Genomic DNA, 16,136 nt, shown 5'->3' on the forward strand with positions numbered 1-16,136 from the left:
CCACCTTTCTTTATATTACGAAGCGCATGATTCGCACTCATCGACTTCGACGGTCGTTGAGCGTGTGTAGTAAATCGACTTCATGCCGAGCGACCACGCCTCAAGGTGCATCGTGAGGAGTTCCGTCGCTTTGACATCGTTCTTGACGTACAAGTTGAAGCTGATCGCTTGGTCGATATGACGTTGACGCGCCGCGTTTTGGCGGATGCTCCATAACTGGTCGACTTCGAACGCTGATTTATAGAACCAGTTCGTCTCAGGATTGAGATCGGGTACAGTGACCGGAATCTTGTAGTTTTTCTTCTCTTCTGAATACACTTTTTTATAGACCGGATCGATCGATGCCGTACTTCCTGCGATGATGGCAGTCGACGAGTTCGGCGCGACGGCCATCATGTAGGCGTTCCGGACACCGTTTTGATGGACTTCTGCGGCGAGTCCGTCCCAGTCGAGGTCGTCGTGTGAACGATAGTTACGGCGTTTGAAGTACTCACCGGTATGCCATTCCGAACCTTCAAACACACCGAACGCACCTTTCTCTTTCGCAAGTTCCATCGAAGCTTGAATCGTGAGGTAAGCGATTTTCTCATACAGTTTTTCTGCGTATTGCACTGCATCGACCGACTCCCAACGAATTCCTTCAAGGGCGAGCAAGTGGTGCCAGCCGAACGTTCCGAGACCGACGGCACGATATTTTTGGTTCGTGATCATCGCTTGCGGCACTTCGATCGTGTTCAAGTCGATGACGTTGTCGAGCATACGCATTTGAATCGGGATGAGTCGCTCGAGCACGTCCGACTTGACGGCACGGGCGAGCGCGATTGAGCTCAAGTTACAGACGACGAAATCGCCTGGCGTCTTCGTGATGACGATTTTCCCGTCTTCCGTATACTCCTCGTCGATGACGGTCGGTGACATGTTTTGCGCGATCTCTGAACAGAGGTTCGAACTGTAAATCATGCCGGCATGTTTGTTCGGGTTGGCACGGTTCACCGCGTCCCGGAAGAACATGTACGGCGTCCCCGTTTCGAGTTGCGAGCGCATGTAACGTTTGACGAGATCGATTGCCGGTACGGTCACGCGGGTGAGTTCTGGCGTGTTGACACATGCCATATATTTCTCCGTGAACGAACCGCCGTTCTCTGTCTCGTCATAGAAGTCTTCGAGACTGAAGCCCATGACCGTACGAATCTCGTGCGGGTCGAACAAATGCCAGTCACCTCGGGCTTCGACCGTGCGCATGAACAAGTCTGGCAGACAGACCCCTGTGAACAAGTCGTGCGTCCGGAGGCGCTCATCGCCGTTATTCAATTTCGCATCGAGGAACTCGAAGATATCTTTGTGCCAAATGTCTAAATAGACCGCAATCGAACCTTGGCGCATGCCGAGTTGGTCGACCGAGACGGCCGTGTTGTTCAATTGTTTCATCCAAGGGAGTGCCCCGCTTGAGACGCCTTTGAACCCTTTAATGTCGCTGCCGCGTGAGCGAATCTTGCCGAGATAGACACCGATTCCACCGCCGCCTTTCGAAAGGGTGGCCACGTCTGTGTTCGAGTCATAAATGCCACGAAGTGAGTCGTCGACCGTGTCGATGAAGCATGAGCTGAGCTGACCATATGATTTCCCGGCATTCGAGAGCGTCGGTGTGGCCACGGTCATATATAAGTTCGAAAGGGCCCAATATGCTTCTTCGACGAGTTTCACGCGCTGTGCCGGCGCTTCTTTTTGCATGAGCGTCATCGCGATGACCATGAACCGTTCTTGTGGAAGCTCGAACAAGTTTTTGACGTGATCGCGTCCGAGGTAACGGTCAGACAATGTGCGTAAGCCGATATACGTGAACAGGCGGTCGCGCGACGGGTCGATTAACGTCTCCAAATAGTCGATATCTTCTTTTGAGTACGTGTCGATGAGGGCGGATGTGAAGATGCCCTTGTTCGTCAGCGTCTCAATCATCGGATAGAGCGCACCGTAACGCATCGAGGCATCGTAGCCACGATTCCGTGCAGCTTCTAAGTAGAGGCGGTTCAAGTACATCTCTGTCGCGACGAACGTCCAATCCGGTTCTTCGGCCTGCAACATATCAAGGGCGTGCATCGTCAAGAGTTCATATACTATATCTTGTGTCAGCGTTTTAGACTCGAGCGCCCGAATCGCTCGTTCTTCATATCGTTCCACACTCAGTTGTGGGTAGCGTTGTTTGATGGATTGAATCAGTTTCGAGACGTCTTCAAGCGTTGGCGCGTGGGCCAACATCGTCTCGTGTTGGATAGGGGATGTCAAAACGATCACTCCTTCGTCAGATGTAGATGTTATCAAGATATAGTGGAACGTGTCCGATTTAACGTCAATAGCCATTACGCGTAGTAAAGTACCGTTAACTATATATTGACGTTTTTTTGTCTTTTTAATCATAAATCACCTATATTTAGTTTTGCAATCCTTGACATTCGATGAACTGCAGTGTGATGGATTACTTTCACCCGAAAACGGCGCTGTCATCCGATTTGAGATGAGATTTGAGATAGAAAAAAGTTTGGTATCGAAGCGAGGTCGTATAGCTTGTGTTTTATGTAAGCGGTCAATTCCAAAAAAACGTCGACATCATCCGGTCCAAAGTGACAATTTTCACACGATATCTTAAGTGGCGAGTTATGTGAGTCACCACTATATATGGTAGTGCTCGTTTTTGAAAAACAGGGGAATCCGGGGCCGAGGTAGCGTCGAGGACGAAAGTGCGGTAGATTGAGGAGGTAAGGTTTGAAAAACGTATCAAAAGAAGGGTTTAACAAATGAGAGCAGAAGACTTATTATTAGCATGGGACCCACTCGGTTACGGAGTCGGGTCGTATGGACCTGAGTTCGATGATATCGCCGTGGCGCTGACCGAAGTCGGGACAGAGGAAGAACTGTCTACGCGGATCCGTCATATTTTGACGGATGCGTTCGATGAATGTCCGACCGAGTCCGACACGCGGGCCATGGCGAGACGACTACTCGCGTCTTCACAATCTTGTCAACTATAAGGGGGAACTTACATGTTACGCATCGATCCAACACCGAATCCAAACGCAATGAAAATCACACTTCCGGAAAACGTCTTCGGGGCGAAAAGCCAGAGCGTGAAAGCTGGAGAAGCGACGGACCAGCCGCTCCTCGCGAAACTCGTTCAAATCGAAGGTGTCGAGAGCGTCTTCGCTTACGGCGACTTCGTCACCGTGTCAAAAGAGAACGGCGTCAGCTGGGAAACGATTTTGCCGCACGTCGAGACAGCTTACCGCGGATGAGTCCGCTCGTCACGATCGTCATTCCGGTCCATTCGCGTGAAGCGGAATTGACGGAACTGTTAGACAGCCTCGTTGTCCAGACGTATCAGCAGTTTGAAGTCGTTGTGATCAATAATGACGGGCCGCCAAAACAACATCTTTTGGCGCCTTTTTTGAACCGATTGACGATTCGCTACATTGAGCTCGGTGAGAACCATCACGTCAAGGCACGCAATCGCGGCGTGCGTGAGGCGGCCGGGGAGTATATCTTGCTGCTCGACGATGATGATTTGCTGATGCCGACCCATATCGAGCAAGCGCTCGAGGACATTCGTTCGTCCGACCTCGTCTTCACGGACGCCGAACTGTTTCGCTTCGAGTGGCAAGACGGTCATCGTGTCGTCACGGACTGGGAAGCGTTCGCTTACGACCTCGACTTGGTCCGGTTGCGGCAAGATTCGACGTATATTCCGTCGGGCACGCTCTACCGGAAACGGCTGCACGATGCGATTGGACCGTTTGACGAGGATGTCTATAATTATTGGGACTGGGATTTCATATTACGCGTCAGCGAACAGGGGACGATCACGCATCCGGCACGGGCGACCGTGCTCTATGCCTTCAACGGTACCGACAACTTATCGGCGAAACAAGACGAGACGCGGCGGCGATATTTTGACCGTTTTTGCGAGAAGCACGGTCTCGTCAACATGGAGATGAAAAACTTTCATATCGTCCAAGCCGAACGGCGTGATTATGTGAGACAGACAGAGAGAACGTTCACGGGAGCGTTCCCCGGTAGAACGGAAGGAGAATGACAGAATGTATACAACAAAAGAGTTAGAACTGCTCGAGCTACTCGAGGAAAAAGGATACATGGAAACGAAAGTCCTCGCGGATATGCTTTCGACCGACGAAGCGACTGTCGACGCGATGCTTGAGAAGTTCAAGCAAGACGGGATTTTGCTCGGCTTTCGCGCGATGGTCAACTGGCAAAAAATCAATCGGCATGACGTGACGGCGTTCATCGACGTCAAAGTGACGCCGAAACGCGGTCGTGGGTTCGATGAAGTCGCCGAACGGATTTACCGCTTCCCTGAAGTGACGGCGCTCTACTTGATGTCAGGGGCGTACGACCTTCAAGTCGTCATCCGGGCTAATTCGCTCCAAGACGTGGCGTCGTTCGTATCGGATAAACTGTCGCCGCTCGATTCGGTCGTTTCGACGACGACTCACTTCAAACTGAAGACGTATAAACATGATGGCATCTTGTTCACCCCACAAGTCGAAGACAAGCGGTTGAACATCACGCCATGAAGTCACTCTCGAATCAAGTCGTCTCGATGAAGCCGTCGGGCATCCGCCGTTTCTTTGACTTGGCACAGACGATGGAGAACGTCGTCTCTCTCGGGGTGGGAGAGCCGGACTTCATCACGCCGTGGAACGTGCGCGAAGCGAGCTATGCGGCGCTTGAACAAGGTTATACGGCGTATAGTGCCAATGCCGGACTTCTCGAGTTGCGGCAAGAGATCTCGCATTATATGAAGCAACGGTTCGACGTCGCGTACGACCCGGCGACCGAGCTCATCGTCACGACAGGCGCCTCACAAGCGCTCGATATCGCATTTCGGGCCCTCTTAAACCCGGGCGACGAAGTCATCGTTGTCGAGCCGGCGTTCGTCTCCTACGGACCGCTCATCGAGATGGCGGGAGGGACGGTCGTGCCGGTGGCGTGTCGTCCTGAATCCGGGTTCCGCTTGAGCCGGGAAGACGTCGAGGCCGCCATCACCGAGCGGACGAAAGCGATGCTCCTCTGTTTCCCATCGAATCCGACAGGGGCGACGATGACAGGGGAAGAGCTCGCGGACATCGCCGAACTCGCGACGAAGCACGACCTCTGGGTCGTCAGTGACGAGATTTATGCCGAGCTGTCGTATGATGAACCGTTCACGAGCTTTGCGACGTTACATGATATGCGTGAGCGCACGATCGTCGTCAACGGGTTCTCGAAAGCGTTCGCGATGACCGGTTGGCGCCTCGGTTTCACGTGTGCCCCGGAGGTCGTGACGCGCGAGATGCTCAAAGTCCATCAGTACGGCATGATGTGTGCACCGACGCTCGTTCAGTTCGGCGGTCTTGAAGCGCTCCGGAGCCGAGAACAACACGTGCCGAAGATGGTGAAGAGCTATCGCCAACGCCGCAACTATTTCATCCAAGCGCTGAACGACGCCGGCCTGCCGACACATATGCCGGGAGGCGCGTTCTATGCGTTCCCGTCGATTCGCCATACCGGTCTATCGAGCGAGGAGTTCGCCGAGCGGCTCTTGCTCGAAGAGCGTGTTGCGGTCGTCCCAGGCAACGCCTTCGGTGCGAGCGGAGAAGGGTTCGTCCGCGCGAGTTACGCGACATCGATTGAACAACTGCAAGAAGCGATTCGTCGCATCGATCGGTTCATGAGCCAGTTCGAAGTGACGGTGACGACAGACTCTCAGCAATGAGGGTCTGTTGACGTTTTAGCGGTATAGTGAGCGGGAAAGAATAGGCGAGGTGAAACATATGGAACAAGTAGATTTTGTCGCCATCGGTTGTGGACCGTACAATTTAGGGTTGATGGCGTTAGCGGAGAAGACGACGTTACGAGGCGTTTGTTATGAACAACGACCTGAGATGATGTGGCATGAAGGGATGCTCATCGACGGAATGACGATGCAAACGCATTATTTGCAAGACCTCGTCACGGTCGCCGACCCGACGAACGAAGCAAGCTTTTTAAATTATTTGAGTGAGGCAGGACGACTTCAAACGTTCATCACGCAAGAGCGGAATACGATTCCCCGGACGGAATATAATCGTTACCTCAGGTGGGTGGCCGAAAGCTTGTCGACCGTCAAGTTCGGGCACCGGGTGTCGGATGTGACGGCCGACGGGGAAGGGTATGTCGTGACCGTGGAGTCAGCCGGAGAGACGATTCAGCTTCGCGCTACACACGTCGTGCTCGGTACGGGCATGACGCCGCTCGTTCCAGACGGATTCGAACAAGTCATCCATACGAGCGAATATATGACATATCGAGATGTGTTAAAGGACAAGTATCGTGTCGCCGTCGTCGGTAGCGGACAAAGTGCGGCGGAAGTGTTCCTCGACTTGCTCGGCGACGCGACAAATGAGCAACGGGTCGACTGGATTACACGGTCGGACCATTTCGAGTCGCTCGAGGCGGGGAAGTTAGGTGATGAGATTTTTAGTGTGGACTACGTTCGGTACTTCCACGCTCTATCGTACACGTCACGTCAAGCGTTGCTCAAGTCGTTCGAACGTTTCCGTCACGGGGTGAACCCAGAGACGATGACAGCAATTTATGAGACGTTGTATCATCGGACGGCAGAAGGAGAGTCGACCGAGCAACAGGCGGCGTTACTCACGCAAGTTGAAGTCGAAACGATCACGTACGACTGGCTGACGCATCGGTTGACGGGTAAACACGTGTATACTGGGGAAGCGATTGAACGGACGTACGACCTCGTCGTCGTCGCGACAGGATACCGACCGTTGCTTCCGTCTTGGATTGACCGATTGCCGATCGTCTGGGAAGCCGAGAAGGAATGGCGAGTCAATGAGACGTATGAGATTCAGATGGAAGGTCGATTCGGTGGGAAGTTGTTCACGCACACGAACATCGAACACTCACACGGTCCTGCGGCGACCAACCTCGGCATGGCCGTGTATCGAAACGCGATCATCTTGAATGAGATGGCGGGAGAAACCCTGTATGAAGTGAGTGTCCAGAAGCCGTTTACAACGTTTTGAACAAAAAAAGGGCTAGGCCAAAGCCTAGCGGAATCAGGGGGGAATACTTGAAGTCTTGCTTGATTTGTATTTACCCCGCCTTTAGACTTTGAAACGTCGAAATCTTTCCGAATAATCTTTTTTACTAATTTCTACACTTTATCGAAAAAAGTATGTTATAGTAAGTTGATGAATTTAGCATAGGAGTGTTTGTAATGGCAAAATACGAAAAAGATCAAGTTTTAAAAGGTAAAGTAACAGGAATCCAACCTTTCGGTGCGTTCGTCGCACTCGACGACGAGACACAAGGTCTTGTCCACATCTCTGAAATCTCACACGACTACGTGAAAGACGTGAACGAGTACGTTCAAGTCGGTCAAGAAGTTGAAGTGAAAATTCTTGAAGTTGATGAAGCTTCTAAGAAAATCAAGCTTTCGATGAAAGCGACTCAAGAAGCTCCAAAACGCGAAAAGTCGGCTAAACCGGCTCGTCGTGGTGGCCAACGCCGCAACGAAGCTTCTAACTTCAAGCAAGAAGAAGCACCAGGCTTCACAGTCCTCAAGGACAAGCTCGAAGACTGGATCAAAAACACGAACTTCAAGAAGTAAGTGATCGAGGCGACCTAGCGATAGGTCGTCTTTTTTTGTACAGGAAAACAAGTCGCTTGTCCCGAACAGTACAAAAAAGGAGTGAACGCGATGAACATTGGAATAATCGGAACAGGTGGGATTGCCACGACGGCACACATCCCGCAATACATCGCCGCCGGTGCGAACATCGTCGCCGTAATGAACCGCACGCGCGCGCGAGGAGAGGCGGCGGCACGACAATTCGGAATCGAACGCGTCTATGAGACGGTCGAAGAGATGCTTCAAAATGAATCGCTTGATGCCGTCAGCGTCTGCACGCCGAATGCGCTTCACAAAGACCAAGTCCTCGCGGCGCTCGCAGCGGGATGCCACGTACTTTGTGAAAAGCCGCCGGGCATTTCAGCTAATGAAGCGAGCGAGATGCGGGAGGCTGCCGAACGTGCGAAGCGGACGCTACATTATGGCTTCCATTATCGACATCGAGCGGATACGGTACTGTTGAAGCGAATGATTGAAGCCGGTGAACTCGGTCAGATTTATGCGGCGACCGCCGTCGCCCTTCGGCGTCGCGGCATCCCGGGATGGGGTGTGTTCACGGATAAAGAGCTTCAAGGCGGTGGGGCGCTCCTCGACCATGGCGTCCACATGCTTGATTTGGCGCTTTATTTGATGGGGTACCCGAAGCCAATCGACGTGATGGGCCACATCGGGCAATATCTTGGCACGCGCCCGGGCGTCGGATTGATGGGAACGTGGGACGCCGAAACATTTTCTGTCGAAGACACGGCGCGGGCGATGGTGAAGTTCGAAAACGGAGCTTCCCTCATGTTCGACGGCAGCTTCATGGCGAACGTCGGACCGCGTGACACGATGAGTGTCGAATTGCGCGGGACGGAAGGAGGTGCGACACTGTTTCCGCTCCATCTCCATACGGAGGCGCACGGTGCGTTGTTCGACCAAACCCCGGCGCATTTGGAGCATGTCGACCCGTATGCGGTGCAAATCCAAGCGTTCCTCGAGGCGTGCCGACACGAGCCGACCTACGAACAGGCCGATCAAGCGGTCATCTTACATTCCATTATCGATCGTATCTACGAACAGGCATGATGCTTTTCATTCAGGAAAAACAGGGTATATAGTGTAGGTGTTACATATTTTCTTGAGGAGGCTGACTTATGCACAACTTTGAATACAAAAACCCGACGAAACTTATCTTCGGGACGCATCAGATTGAAAAACTTGCTGACGAGCTTCGATTGCTCGACGCGAAGAAAGTGATGCTCGTCTATGGAGGCGGGAGCATCAAGAAGAACGGGACGTACGAGGAAGTCGTCGCGGAATTGAACAATGCGTCGATCGACTTCGTCGATTTCGCTGGTGTCGAGCCGAACCCGCGCATCGAGACGGTACGCCGTGCCGTCAAACAGGCGCGTGAAGAAAACATCGACGCGTTGCTCGCCGTCGGTGGCGGGTCGGTCATCGACTGTACGAAACTCATCTCGGCGGCCATCCCGTACGAAGGCGATGCGTGGGATATCGTCCTTCGCGACCACATCCCGACCGAGGCGGTCCCGTTTGGTACCGTGCTCACGCTCGCTGCGACAGGTTCAGAGATGAACTCGGGCTCGGTCATCACGAACTGGGAGACGCAAGAGAAATACGGCTGGGGCCACCCGCTCGTCTATCCGACGTTCTCAATCCTCGACCCGCGCTATACAGTGTCGGTCCCGAAAGACCAGACGATTTACGGCATCGTCGACATGATGAGCCACTGCTTCGAGCAATACTTCCATCCGAATCACGCCCCGGTCCAAGAGCGCATGACGGAAGGCGTATTGAAGGCGGTTGTCGAGTCGGCACCAAAGCTTGTCGACGACTTAGAAAATGTCGAATTACGTGCCATCATCTTGTTCGCCGGGACGATCGCCTTGAACGGCGTCTTGCAGATGGGCGCATCAGGGGACTGGGCATCACACAATATCGAACACGCGGTGTCGGCCGTCCATGACATCCCGCACGCAGGCGGACTCGCCATCTTGTTCCCACGTTGGATGGAGCACGTCCTTGACGCGGACAATGCAGCGCGCTTCGCACGACTCGGCACGGAAGTATTCGACGTCGAACCGGCAGGAGACGACCTCGAGACGGCGAAACAGACGATTGAGGCGATCCGGGCGTTCTTTGACAAGCTCGGTGCTCCGAGCTCGCTTCGCGATTATGACATCGATGCGTCGTCGTTCGACGCAATCCTTGATTCTGCGATGAAACGTGGGGCGTTCGGTAATTTCCGTACACTAGAACGGGAAGATGTGGCACACATTCTTGAGTTGAGCAAATGAGGCGATTTGATGCCTATTTCGCAATAATGATTGAACGAATCCAACGTTTCCGTTTATGATGGGTCATGTATGGCTCTTAAATGAGCGATTTAAAGGAGGAAATGACATGTCAACTGTACGTTTCGATTATTCAAACGCCCTATCTTTCGTCGGGGAACACGAAATCGATCAAATGCAAGAAACGGTGAAAGCACTCCACTCGGTCATCCACGACCGGAGCGGGGCAGGCAGTGATTTTCTAGGATGGGTCGACCTTCCGACGAACTTCGATACCGATGAGTTCGCCCGCATCAAAGCGGCAGCGGAGCGTATCCGTGACAACTCGGACGTCCTCGTCGTCGTCGGGATCGGCGGTTCGTATCTCGGTGCGCGTGCGGCCATCGAGATGCTCCAGCACTCATTCTTCAACGTCTTGTCGAAGGAAGAGCGTCAAGCGCCACAAGTGTTCTTCGCCGGACATAACATCTCGTCAACTTACATGACAGAATTGCTTCACGTCTTAAAAGACAAAGAAGTGTCGGTCAACGTCATCTCGAAATCGGGGACGACGACAGAACCGGCCATCGCGTTCCGTGTCCTTAAACAGTTCATGGAAGACAAGTATGGACAAGACGGTGCCCGTGAGCGCATTTACGCGACGACGGACCGTGCCCGCGGTGCTTTGAAGACGCTCGCGGATGCGGAAGGGTATGAGACGTTCGTCATCCCGGATGACGTCGGCGGACGTTTCTCGGTCCTCACACCGGTCGGCCTCTTGCCGATCGCTGCGGCCGGCATCGACATCGACGCGTTGATGGAAGGTGCACGTGACGCGCAAGAAGCGTATAGCTCACCTGAACTTTCAGAGAACGAGGCGTACCAATACGCGGTCGTCCGTAACGCCATGTACGCGAAAGGGAAATCGATTGAGCTTCTCGTCAACTACGAGCCGGCACTCCATTACGTCTCGGAATGGTGGAAGCAGCTTTACGGCGAGTCGGAAGGAAAAGACAACAAAGGGATTTTCCCGGCGGCGGTCGACTTCTCGACAGACCTTCACTCGATGGGACAATACATCCAGGAAGGGCGTCGTGATTTGTTCGAGACGGTCATCCGTGTCACAAACGTGCGCCATGCGATGAACGTGCCAGAGGATGCACAAGACCTTGACGGCTTGAACTTCCTCGCCGGTGAGACGATTCAATTCGTCAACGACAAAGCGGCAGAAGGAACGCTTCTCGCCCACACGGACGGCAACGTGCCGAACCTCGTCGTCGAATTGCCGGAGATGACGCCATACCACCTCGGCTTCTTGTTCTACTTCTTCGAGAAGGCGTGCGCGATGAGCGGCTACATCCTCGGGGTGAACCCGTTCAACCAGCCGGGCGTCGAAGCATACAAAGCGAACATGTTCGCGCTTCTCGGAAAACCTGGCTACGAGGAACAAAAGGCAGAGCTCGAAAAGCGTTTGAACCAATGATTTTACGTCGGTCCACTTCGGTGGGCCGATTTTTTTGTTTGAAACTAGGGTGAGACAAGGTAAAGTGAGAGTAGACACGGGAAAGAAAGGGATGGACTATGTTGACATTCACGGACTACTATCATAATCAAGTCGAGTTGAGCTTCACCCATTATCCGTTCTCAGATACACCGCTCCACGTCTGGGTCGTCGCCCGTTACGGGGACAAATGGGTGTTGACGAAACATAAGCAGCGCGGTCTCGAGTTCCCCGGGGGCAAAGTCGAACCGGGCGAACACGAGGATGATGCGGCGATACGCGAAGTATTCGAAGAGACGGGGGGCATCGTCAAATCGCTCCATTACCTCGGCCAATATCGGGTGCTCGGACGAGGTGACACGGTCATAAAGAACATATACTTTGCCGTCATCGACCGTTTCGAGGACCATCCGGCCGTGGAGGAGACAGACGGTGCCGTACTCCTTGACGAACTGCCGAAAAACCTGCTCCGCAACAATCAATACAGTTTCATGATGAAAGATCGCGTCTTGCCTGAGACGATGAAGGTGCTGCATGCAAAAAACATGGTTTGACCGGATTGAGCCCCTCGCTCCCTACGCGGGCTATCGCATTCATCGAGGGTGGTACGAGACGCGTGACGGGGAAGACGTCGTCGCGTATACGATCACGCCGAAACGCCCGAACGGCCATGTTCTGTTTTACTTGAGAGGCGGGACGGGCCGCATCGGGGACGTCCGCTTGCCACGCTTGATGCAATTCGCGGCGCGTGGCTTTCACGTCGTTGCCCCGGTGTATCGGGGCAATCACGGCGGGACCGGCAAAGAAGATTTCGGGGGCGACGATTTAGAGGACGTCTTGTCGCTCTATGACCGGGTGCAGCAGACGAATCCACGGATTCATGCACTCGGCTTCTCACGGGGCGGGATGATGGCGCTATCGCTCGCTTCCGTCCGTCCGCTCGTCTCCGTCACATCATGGGCCGGTGTGACGAATTTGAAATGGACGTATGAGGAGCAACAGACGATGCGCAAAATGCTTCGACGGATGACGGGCGGGGACCCGGAGACGGCGAGTGCGGCGTATATTGAGCGGTCGCCGCTCTATAAAGACTGGGACGCGCCGACGCTGTTGATTCATGGGACGGACGATGAGCAAGTCCGGCTCCGCCATGCGACGGCTGTCGCCGAAAAGCTCGGCGCACAGGCCGAGCTTTGGGTCGTCCCGTTCGCGCACCAATTGCCGTTTTGGGACAAGTGGGAGACGACGGAGCGGGCGATGGATTGGATGCTGAAGCAAACGAAACAGGGCTAGTGCCACATGTGCACTAGCCCTTTCTTTAATTTAGAAGACGATTGGTCCGGCCGCGATGACCGACTCGTTCGCTTTCGTGAACCGTTTGAAGTTATCTTGGAACTTGATCGCGAGCGCGCGCGCCTCGGCGTCGTACTTCGCTGAATCTTTCCATGTGTCACGCGGGTTGAGGACGTCGCGTGGCACACCTTTGATGTCGACTGGGATGTCGACATTGAAGATGTCGTGGCGGATCGTCTCGACGTCACGGAGTTCTCCGTTGACGGCCGCGTTCACCATCGCGCGCGTGTAAGCGAGCTTCATCCGCGACCCTTCGCCGTATACGCCGCCCGTCCAGCCTGTGTTGACGAGATAGACGTCGACGTCGTGCTTCTCGATCAACGTGCCGAGCATATCAGCGTAGCGTTCTGGTGCGAGTGGCAAGAACGGAGACCCGAAGCAAGTCGAGAACGTCGCTTGCGGCTCGGTCACACCGCGCTCCGTACCAGCCAGTTTCGACGTGTAACCAGACAAGAAGTGATACATCGCCTGCTCTTTCGTCAATTTGCTGATTGGCGGTAATACACCGTACGCGTCAGCCGTCAAGAACACGATCGTGTTCGGATGTCCGGCGCGTGATGGGAGCATGGCGTTATCAATGAAATCGATCGGATAGGCGGCTCGCGTGTTTTCCGTCAAGGAAATGTTTTTGTAATCAGGTGAACGGTCATCATTCAAGACGACGTTCTCGATTAAAGATCCGAAACGGATCGCGTCATAGATTTGCGGCTCGTTCTCACGCGACAAGTTGATCGTCTTCGCATAGCAGCCACCTTCAATGTTAAACACGCCGTCTGGAGACCAGCCGTGCTCATCATCACCAATCAAGTGACGTTCTGGGTCGGCCGATAACGTCGTCTTCCCGGTTCCCGATAGCCCGAAGAAGAGTGCGGTCTCGTTGGCGTCGTTGACGTTTGCCGAACAGTGCATCGAGAGGACGTGTTGCTCCGGGAGCAGGAAGTTCATGACAGAGAAGATTGATTTCTTGATTTCACCACCGTACTCTGTTCCCCCGATCAGAATCGTACGTTTGGCGAATGAGACGAGAATGAACGTCTCGGAGTTCGTGCCGTCGACAGCCGGATCTGCCTTATAGCTCGGTGCATAGATGACCGTGAACGGGTCGAACGCACCTTTTGTCGGCCATTCACGAAGGAACAGTTGCTTCGCGAACAAGCTGTGCCATGCATATTCTGTGATGGCGCGAACCGGAAGCGTGTAATGCTCATCCGCACCTGCTGACGCTTCAAGATAGTAGAGCTTTTGTTTTTGCTCAAGATGGGTGAGCACCTTATCGAGCAACGCTGTGAACTTCTCTTCGGCGATCGGTTGGTTGACCGGTCCCCAGTCGACTAAGTGATTGCTGACTTCATCTTGCACGACGAATTTGTCTTTTGGTGACCGGCCTGTGAATTTGCCTGTACTGACAGATAAAGCCCCGTCTTTCGTCAGCACACCTTCCCCGTTTTGAATGGCTTCTTCCACCAATTCTGGAACCGTCAAGTTCCGTTTCACGTCGGCACCGTTAATTAATTCTTCGATTTTCAGGAGCGTTGTCGCCATCCCGAATCCCACCTTTCCCCTAAATAGATGTGGATGAAATCCGCATACTTCCGCAGTTAATTAGTATGACGTTTTTATTATATGTGACACACTAATTAAAAACAAGCGTTTCTTCACTTTAACAAGTAAGCGCTTTCTTACATTGTCATTCTAACATATTCTGTACCAGGTCATAGAACAAAATCGGAAACCGTCATAAAAATGTTTGTTATTTCACAAACATAACTATTTGCCCGTTCGTGAAAAGTTTTACGAATTCGGTCGATACGCTTGACAGAACGGGACGTCATTTATATGATGGTCTTCGTAACGGATACTCTTATTCTGAGCGGTGGAGGGAACAAGGCCCTACGAAGCCCAGCAACCGTCCGAATGTAATGTTGTCGGAAAAGGTGCTATCCTGAAGCGAAGCGTAAGCTTCGAACGATAAGAGGGTAAGGAAGAACGATTCAACCTTTCCCATTTGAACGTGGCGAAAGGTTTTTTTCATTACCGTCCCAAAGCAACGCGTAAGGGGAACGAGTACCGTCCACACATCACCCTTATTATAGGAGGTTTTTTGAAATGTCAAACTTGAACCGTCGACTTTTCACTTCGGAGTCCGTCACTGAAGGACATCCGGATAAAATTTGTGACCAAATCTCAGACTCGATTTTGGACGCAATTTTAGCAGAAGATCCAAACGCCCGCGTTGCGGCTGAGACGTCTGTCACGACAGGTCTCGTGCTCGTAGCTGGTGAAATCACGACATCGACGTACGTCGATATCCCGAAAGTCGTCCGTGAAACGGTCCGTGAGATCGGTTATACACGCGCGAAATACGGCTTTGATGCCGAGACGTGTGCTGTCTTGACTTCAATCGACGAGCAGTCAGTCGATATCGCGCAAGGTGTCGACCAAGCGCTCGAGGCACGTGAAGGTCAAATGACTGAAGAAGAACTCGATGCGATTGGCGCAGGGGACCAAGGTCTCATGTTCGGTTATGCGACGAAGGAAACGCCTGAACTCATGCCGCTCCCAATCTCGCTCGCACACAAATTGTCACGTCGTTTGGCGGAAGTCCGCAAAAACGGCACGCTTGCTTACCTCCGTCCGGACGGGAAGACGCAAGTGACGGTCGAGTACGACGAAGCGAACAACCCGGTTCGTATCGACACAATCGTTATCTCGACACAACACGCTGAAGACATCACGCTCGAGCAAATTCAAGCAGATCTTAAAGCACATGTCATCGACGCGGTCATCCCGACTGAACTTATCGATGCAGAGACAAAATACTTCATCAACCCAACTGGTCGTTTCGTCATCGGCGGACCACAAGGGGACGCAGGTCTCACAGGACGTAAGATTATCGTCGACACGTACGGTGGATACGCACGTCACGGTGGCGGCGCGTTTTCTGGTAAAGATCCTACGAAAGTTGACCGTTCTGCAGCATACGCGGCTCGTTACGTGGCGAAGAACATCGTCGCAGCTGGCCTCGCGGACAAAGCAGAAGTTCAACTTGCATACGCAATCGGTGTCGCACACCCGGTATCGATCGCGGTCGATACGTTCGGCACTGGTAAATTGAGCGAGACCGAGCTTGTAGAACTCATCCGTGAGAACTTCGACCTCCGTCCGGCCGGCATCATCAAGATGCTCGACCTTCGCCGCCCGATCTACAAGCAGACAGCAGCATACGGCCACTTCGGTCGCACAGACGTGGAACTCCCATGGGAGCAAACGGACAAAGCAGCAGTACTTGAAGAAGGCGCGAAACGCTTCGCGTAATCAAAGAAAA

The 16,136-nt window shown here is 53.2% G+C and carries 15 protein-coding genes and 1 riboswitch; of the genes, 13 read left to right on the forward strand and 2 right to left on the reverse strand.

The window, feature by feature from the left end; genetic code table 11:
- Nucleotides 1–15: 15 nt before the first annotated feature.
- Nucleotides 16–2,292: a ribonucleoside-diphosphate reductase subunit alpha gene (locus RT52_RS01565; RefSeq protein WP_081852635.1), complete on the reverse strand. Its 2,277-nt coding sequence runs from the start codon at nucleotides 2,290–2,292 to the stop codon at nucleotides 16–18.
- A gap of 500 nt (nucleotides 2,293–2,792) precedes the next feature.
- Here RT52_RS01565 and RT52_RS01570 point away from each other — a divergent pair, with 500 nt between their 5' ends.
- The 12 genes from RT52_RS01570 (at nucleotide 2,793) to RT52_RS01625 (ending at nucleotide 12,751) form a co-directional block, all read left to right on the forward strand.
- Nucleotides 2,793–3,026 carry a DUF1871 family protein gene (locus RT52_RS01570; protein WP_034814667.1) on the forward strand — a complete coding sequence of 78 codons (234 nt, stop codon included), beginning with the start codon at nucleotides 2,793–2,795 and terminating at the stop codon, nucleotides 3,024–3,026.
- Between the two features lie 12 nt (nucleotides 3,027–3,038).
- Nucleotides 3,039–3,287 carry a NifU N-terminal domain-containing protein gene (locus RT52_RS01575; protein WP_034809163.1) on the forward strand — a complete coding sequence of 83 codons (249 nt, stop codon included), beginning with the start codon at nucleotides 3,039–3,041 and terminating at the stop codon, nucleotides 3,285–3,287.
- Entirely contained in the window at nucleotides 3,284–4,084 is an 801-nt protein-coding gene (locus tag RT52_RS01580; protein ID WP_034814669.1) for a glycosyltransferase family 2 protein, read from the forward strand. The genes RT52_RS01575 and RT52_RS01580 overlap by 4 nt, the downstream gene beginning before the upstream one ends.
- A gap of 4 nt (nucleotides 4,085–4,088) precedes the next feature.
- Nucleotides 4,089–4,583: an Lrp/AsnC family transcriptional regulator gene (locus RT52_RS01585; protein ID WP_034809167.1), complete on the forward strand. Its 495-nt coding sequence runs from the start codon at nucleotides 4,089–4,091 to the stop codon at nucleotides 4,581–4,583.
- Complete coding sequence (locus RT52_RS01590; RefSeq protein ID WP_034814671.1) at nucleotides 4,580–5,764, forward strand: aminotransferase; 1,185 nt, start codon at nucleotides 4,580–4,582, stop codon at nucleotides 5,762–5,764. Before RT52_RS01585 ends, RT52_RS01590 begins: the two co-directional genes overlap by 4 nt.
- Nucleotides 5,765–5,822: 58 nt before the next feature.
- Entirely contained in the window at nucleotides 5,823–7,073 is a 1,251-nt protein-coding gene (locus tag RT52_RS01595; RefSeq protein ID WP_034814673.1) for a lysine N(6)-hydroxylase/L-ornithine N(5)-oxygenase family protein, read from the forward strand.
- 194 nt (nucleotides 7,074–7,267) lie between these two features.
- Entirely contained in the window at nucleotides 7,268–7,660 is a 393-nt protein-coding gene (gene yugI, locus RT52_RS01600; protein ID WP_024371302.1) for a S1 domain-containing post-transcriptional regulator GSP13, read from the forward strand.
- A gap of 90 nt (nucleotides 7,661–7,750) precedes the next feature.
- On the forward strand, nucleotides 7,751–8,749 hold the full coding sequence (locus tag RT52_RS01605; protein ID WP_034814675.1) for a Gfo/Idh/MocA family protein: 999 nt from the start codon (nucleotides 7,751–7,753) through the stop codon (nucleotides 8,747–8,749).
- Nucleotides 8,750–8,817: 68 nt separating this feature from the next.
- Nucleotides 8,818–9,981: an iron-containing alcohol dehydrogenase gene (locus tag RT52_RS01610; RefSeq protein WP_034809175.1), complete on the forward strand. Its 1,164-nt coding sequence runs from the start codon at nucleotides 8,818–8,820 to the stop codon at nucleotides 9,979–9,981.
- 106 nt (nucleotides 9,982–10,087) lie between these two features.
- Nucleotides 10,088–11,440 (forward strand): glucose-6-phosphate isomerase, encoded by a 1,353-nt coding sequence (locus RT52_RS01615; RefSeq protein WP_034814677.1) that lies wholly within the window; start codon nucleotides 10,088–10,090, stop codon nucleotides 11,438–11,440.
- 98 nt (nucleotides 11,441–11,538) lie between these two features.
- The gene (ytkD, locus tag RT52_RS01620) at nucleotides 11,539–12,012 is read left to right on the forward strand and encodes an RNA deprotection pyrophosphohydrolase (RefSeq protein ID WP_034814679.1); all 474 of its coding nucleotides are present in this window, start codon (nucleotides 11,539–11,541) and stop codon (nucleotides 12,010–12,012) included.
- On the forward strand, nucleotides 11,993–12,751 hold the full coding sequence (locus tag RT52_RS01625) for an alpha/beta hydrolase family protein (RefSeq protein WP_034814681.1): 759 nt from the start codon (nucleotides 11,993–11,995) through the stop codon (nucleotides 12,749–12,751). Before ytkD ends, RT52_RS01625 begins: the two co-directional genes overlap by 20 nt.
- Nucleotides 12,752–12,781: 30 nt before the next feature.
- Here RT52_RS01625 and pckA read toward each other — a convergent pair whose 3' ends face one another.
- Nucleotides 12,782–14,353, reverse strand: a complete 1,572-nt coding sequence (pckA, locus tag RT52_RS01630; protein WP_034814683.1) for a phosphoenolpyruvate carboxykinase (ATP) — start codon at nucleotides 14,351–14,353, stop codon at nucleotides 12,782–12,784.
- Between the two features lie 316 nt (nucleotides 14,354–14,669).
- Nucleotides 14,670–14,786, forward strand: a riboswitch (SAM riboswitch).
- A gap of 131 nt (nucleotides 14,787–14,917) precedes the next feature.
- Between pckA and metK the strand changes: the two genes are divergently transcribed.
- On the forward strand, nucleotides 14,918–16,126 hold the full coding sequence (metK, locus tag RT52_RS01635; protein ID WP_034809180.1) for a methionine adenosyltransferase: 1,209 nt from the start codon (nucleotides 14,918–14,920) through the stop codon (nucleotides 16,124–16,126).
- Nucleotides 16,127–16,136 lie beyond the last annotated feature (10 nt).

Origin of the sequence: Exiguobacterium alkaliphilum 12/1 (genome assembly GCF_000714435.1) — a bacterium.
Taxonomy (GTDB): Bacteria; Bacillota; Bacilli; order Exiguobacteriales; family Exiguobacteriaceae; genus Exiguobacterium; species Exiguobacterium alkaliphilum.

What these genes read in the sequence shown, in the direction of transcription:
- RT52_RS01615 (WP_034814677.1), top strand. Translation starts at nt 10,088, where the DNA reads ATGTCAACTGTACGTTTCGATTATTCAAACGCCCTATCTTTCGTCGGG.
- RT52_RS01570 (WP_034814667.1), top strand. Translation starts at nt 2,793, where the DNA reads ATGAGAGCAGAAGACTTATTATTAGCATGGGACCCACTCGGTTACGGA.
- RT52_RS01605 (WP_034814675.1), top strand. Translation starts at nt 7,751, where the DNA reads ATGAACATTGGAATAATCGGAACAGGTGGGATTGCCACGACGGCACAC.
- RT52_RS01575 (WP_034809163.1), top strand. Translation starts at nt 3,039, where the DNA reads ATGTTACGCATCGATCCAACACCGAATCCAAACGCAATGAAAATCACA.
- RT52_RS01595 (WP_034814673.1), top strand. Translation starts at nt 5,823, where the DNA reads ATGGAACAAGTAGATTTTGTCGCCATCGGTTGTGGACCGTACAATTTA.
- RT52_RS01610 (WP_034809175.1), top strand. Translation starts at nt 8,818, where the DNA reads ATGCACAACTTTGAATACAAAAACCCGACGAAACTTATCTTCGGGACG.
- RT52_RS01580 (WP_034814669.1), top strand. Translation starts at nt 3,284, where the DNA reads ATGAGTCCGCTCGTCACGATCGTCATTCCGGTCCATTCGCGTGAAGCG.
- RT52_RS01590 (WP_034814671.1), top strand. Translation starts at nt 4,580, where the DNA reads ATGAAGTCACTCTCGAATCAAGTCGTCTCGATGAAGCCGTCGGGCATC.
- yugI (WP_024371302.1), top strand. Translation starts at nt 7,268, where the DNA reads ATGGCAAAATACGAAAAAGATCAAGTTTTAAAAGGTAAAGTAACAGGA.
- pckA (WP_034814683.1), bottom strand. Translation starts at nt 14,353, where the DNA reads ATGGCGACAACGCTCCTGAAAATCGAAGAATTAATTAACGGTGCCGAC.
- metK (WP_034809180.1), top strand. Translation starts at nt 14,918, where the DNA reads ATGTCAAACTTGAACCGTCGACTTTTCACTTCGGAGTCCGTCACTGAA.
- RT52_RS01585 (WP_034809167.1), top strand. Translation starts at nt 4,089, where the DNA reads ATGTATACAACAAAAGAGTTAGAACTGCTCGAGCTACTCGAGGAAAAA.
- ytkD (WP_034814679.1), top strand. Translation starts at nt 11,539, where the DNA reads ATGTTGACATTCACGGACTACTATCATAATCAAGTCGAGTTGAGCTTC.
- RT52_RS01625 (WP_034814681.1), top strand. Translation starts at nt 11,993, where the DNA reads ATGCAAAAAACATGGTTTGACCGGATTGAGCCCCTCGCTCCCTACGCG.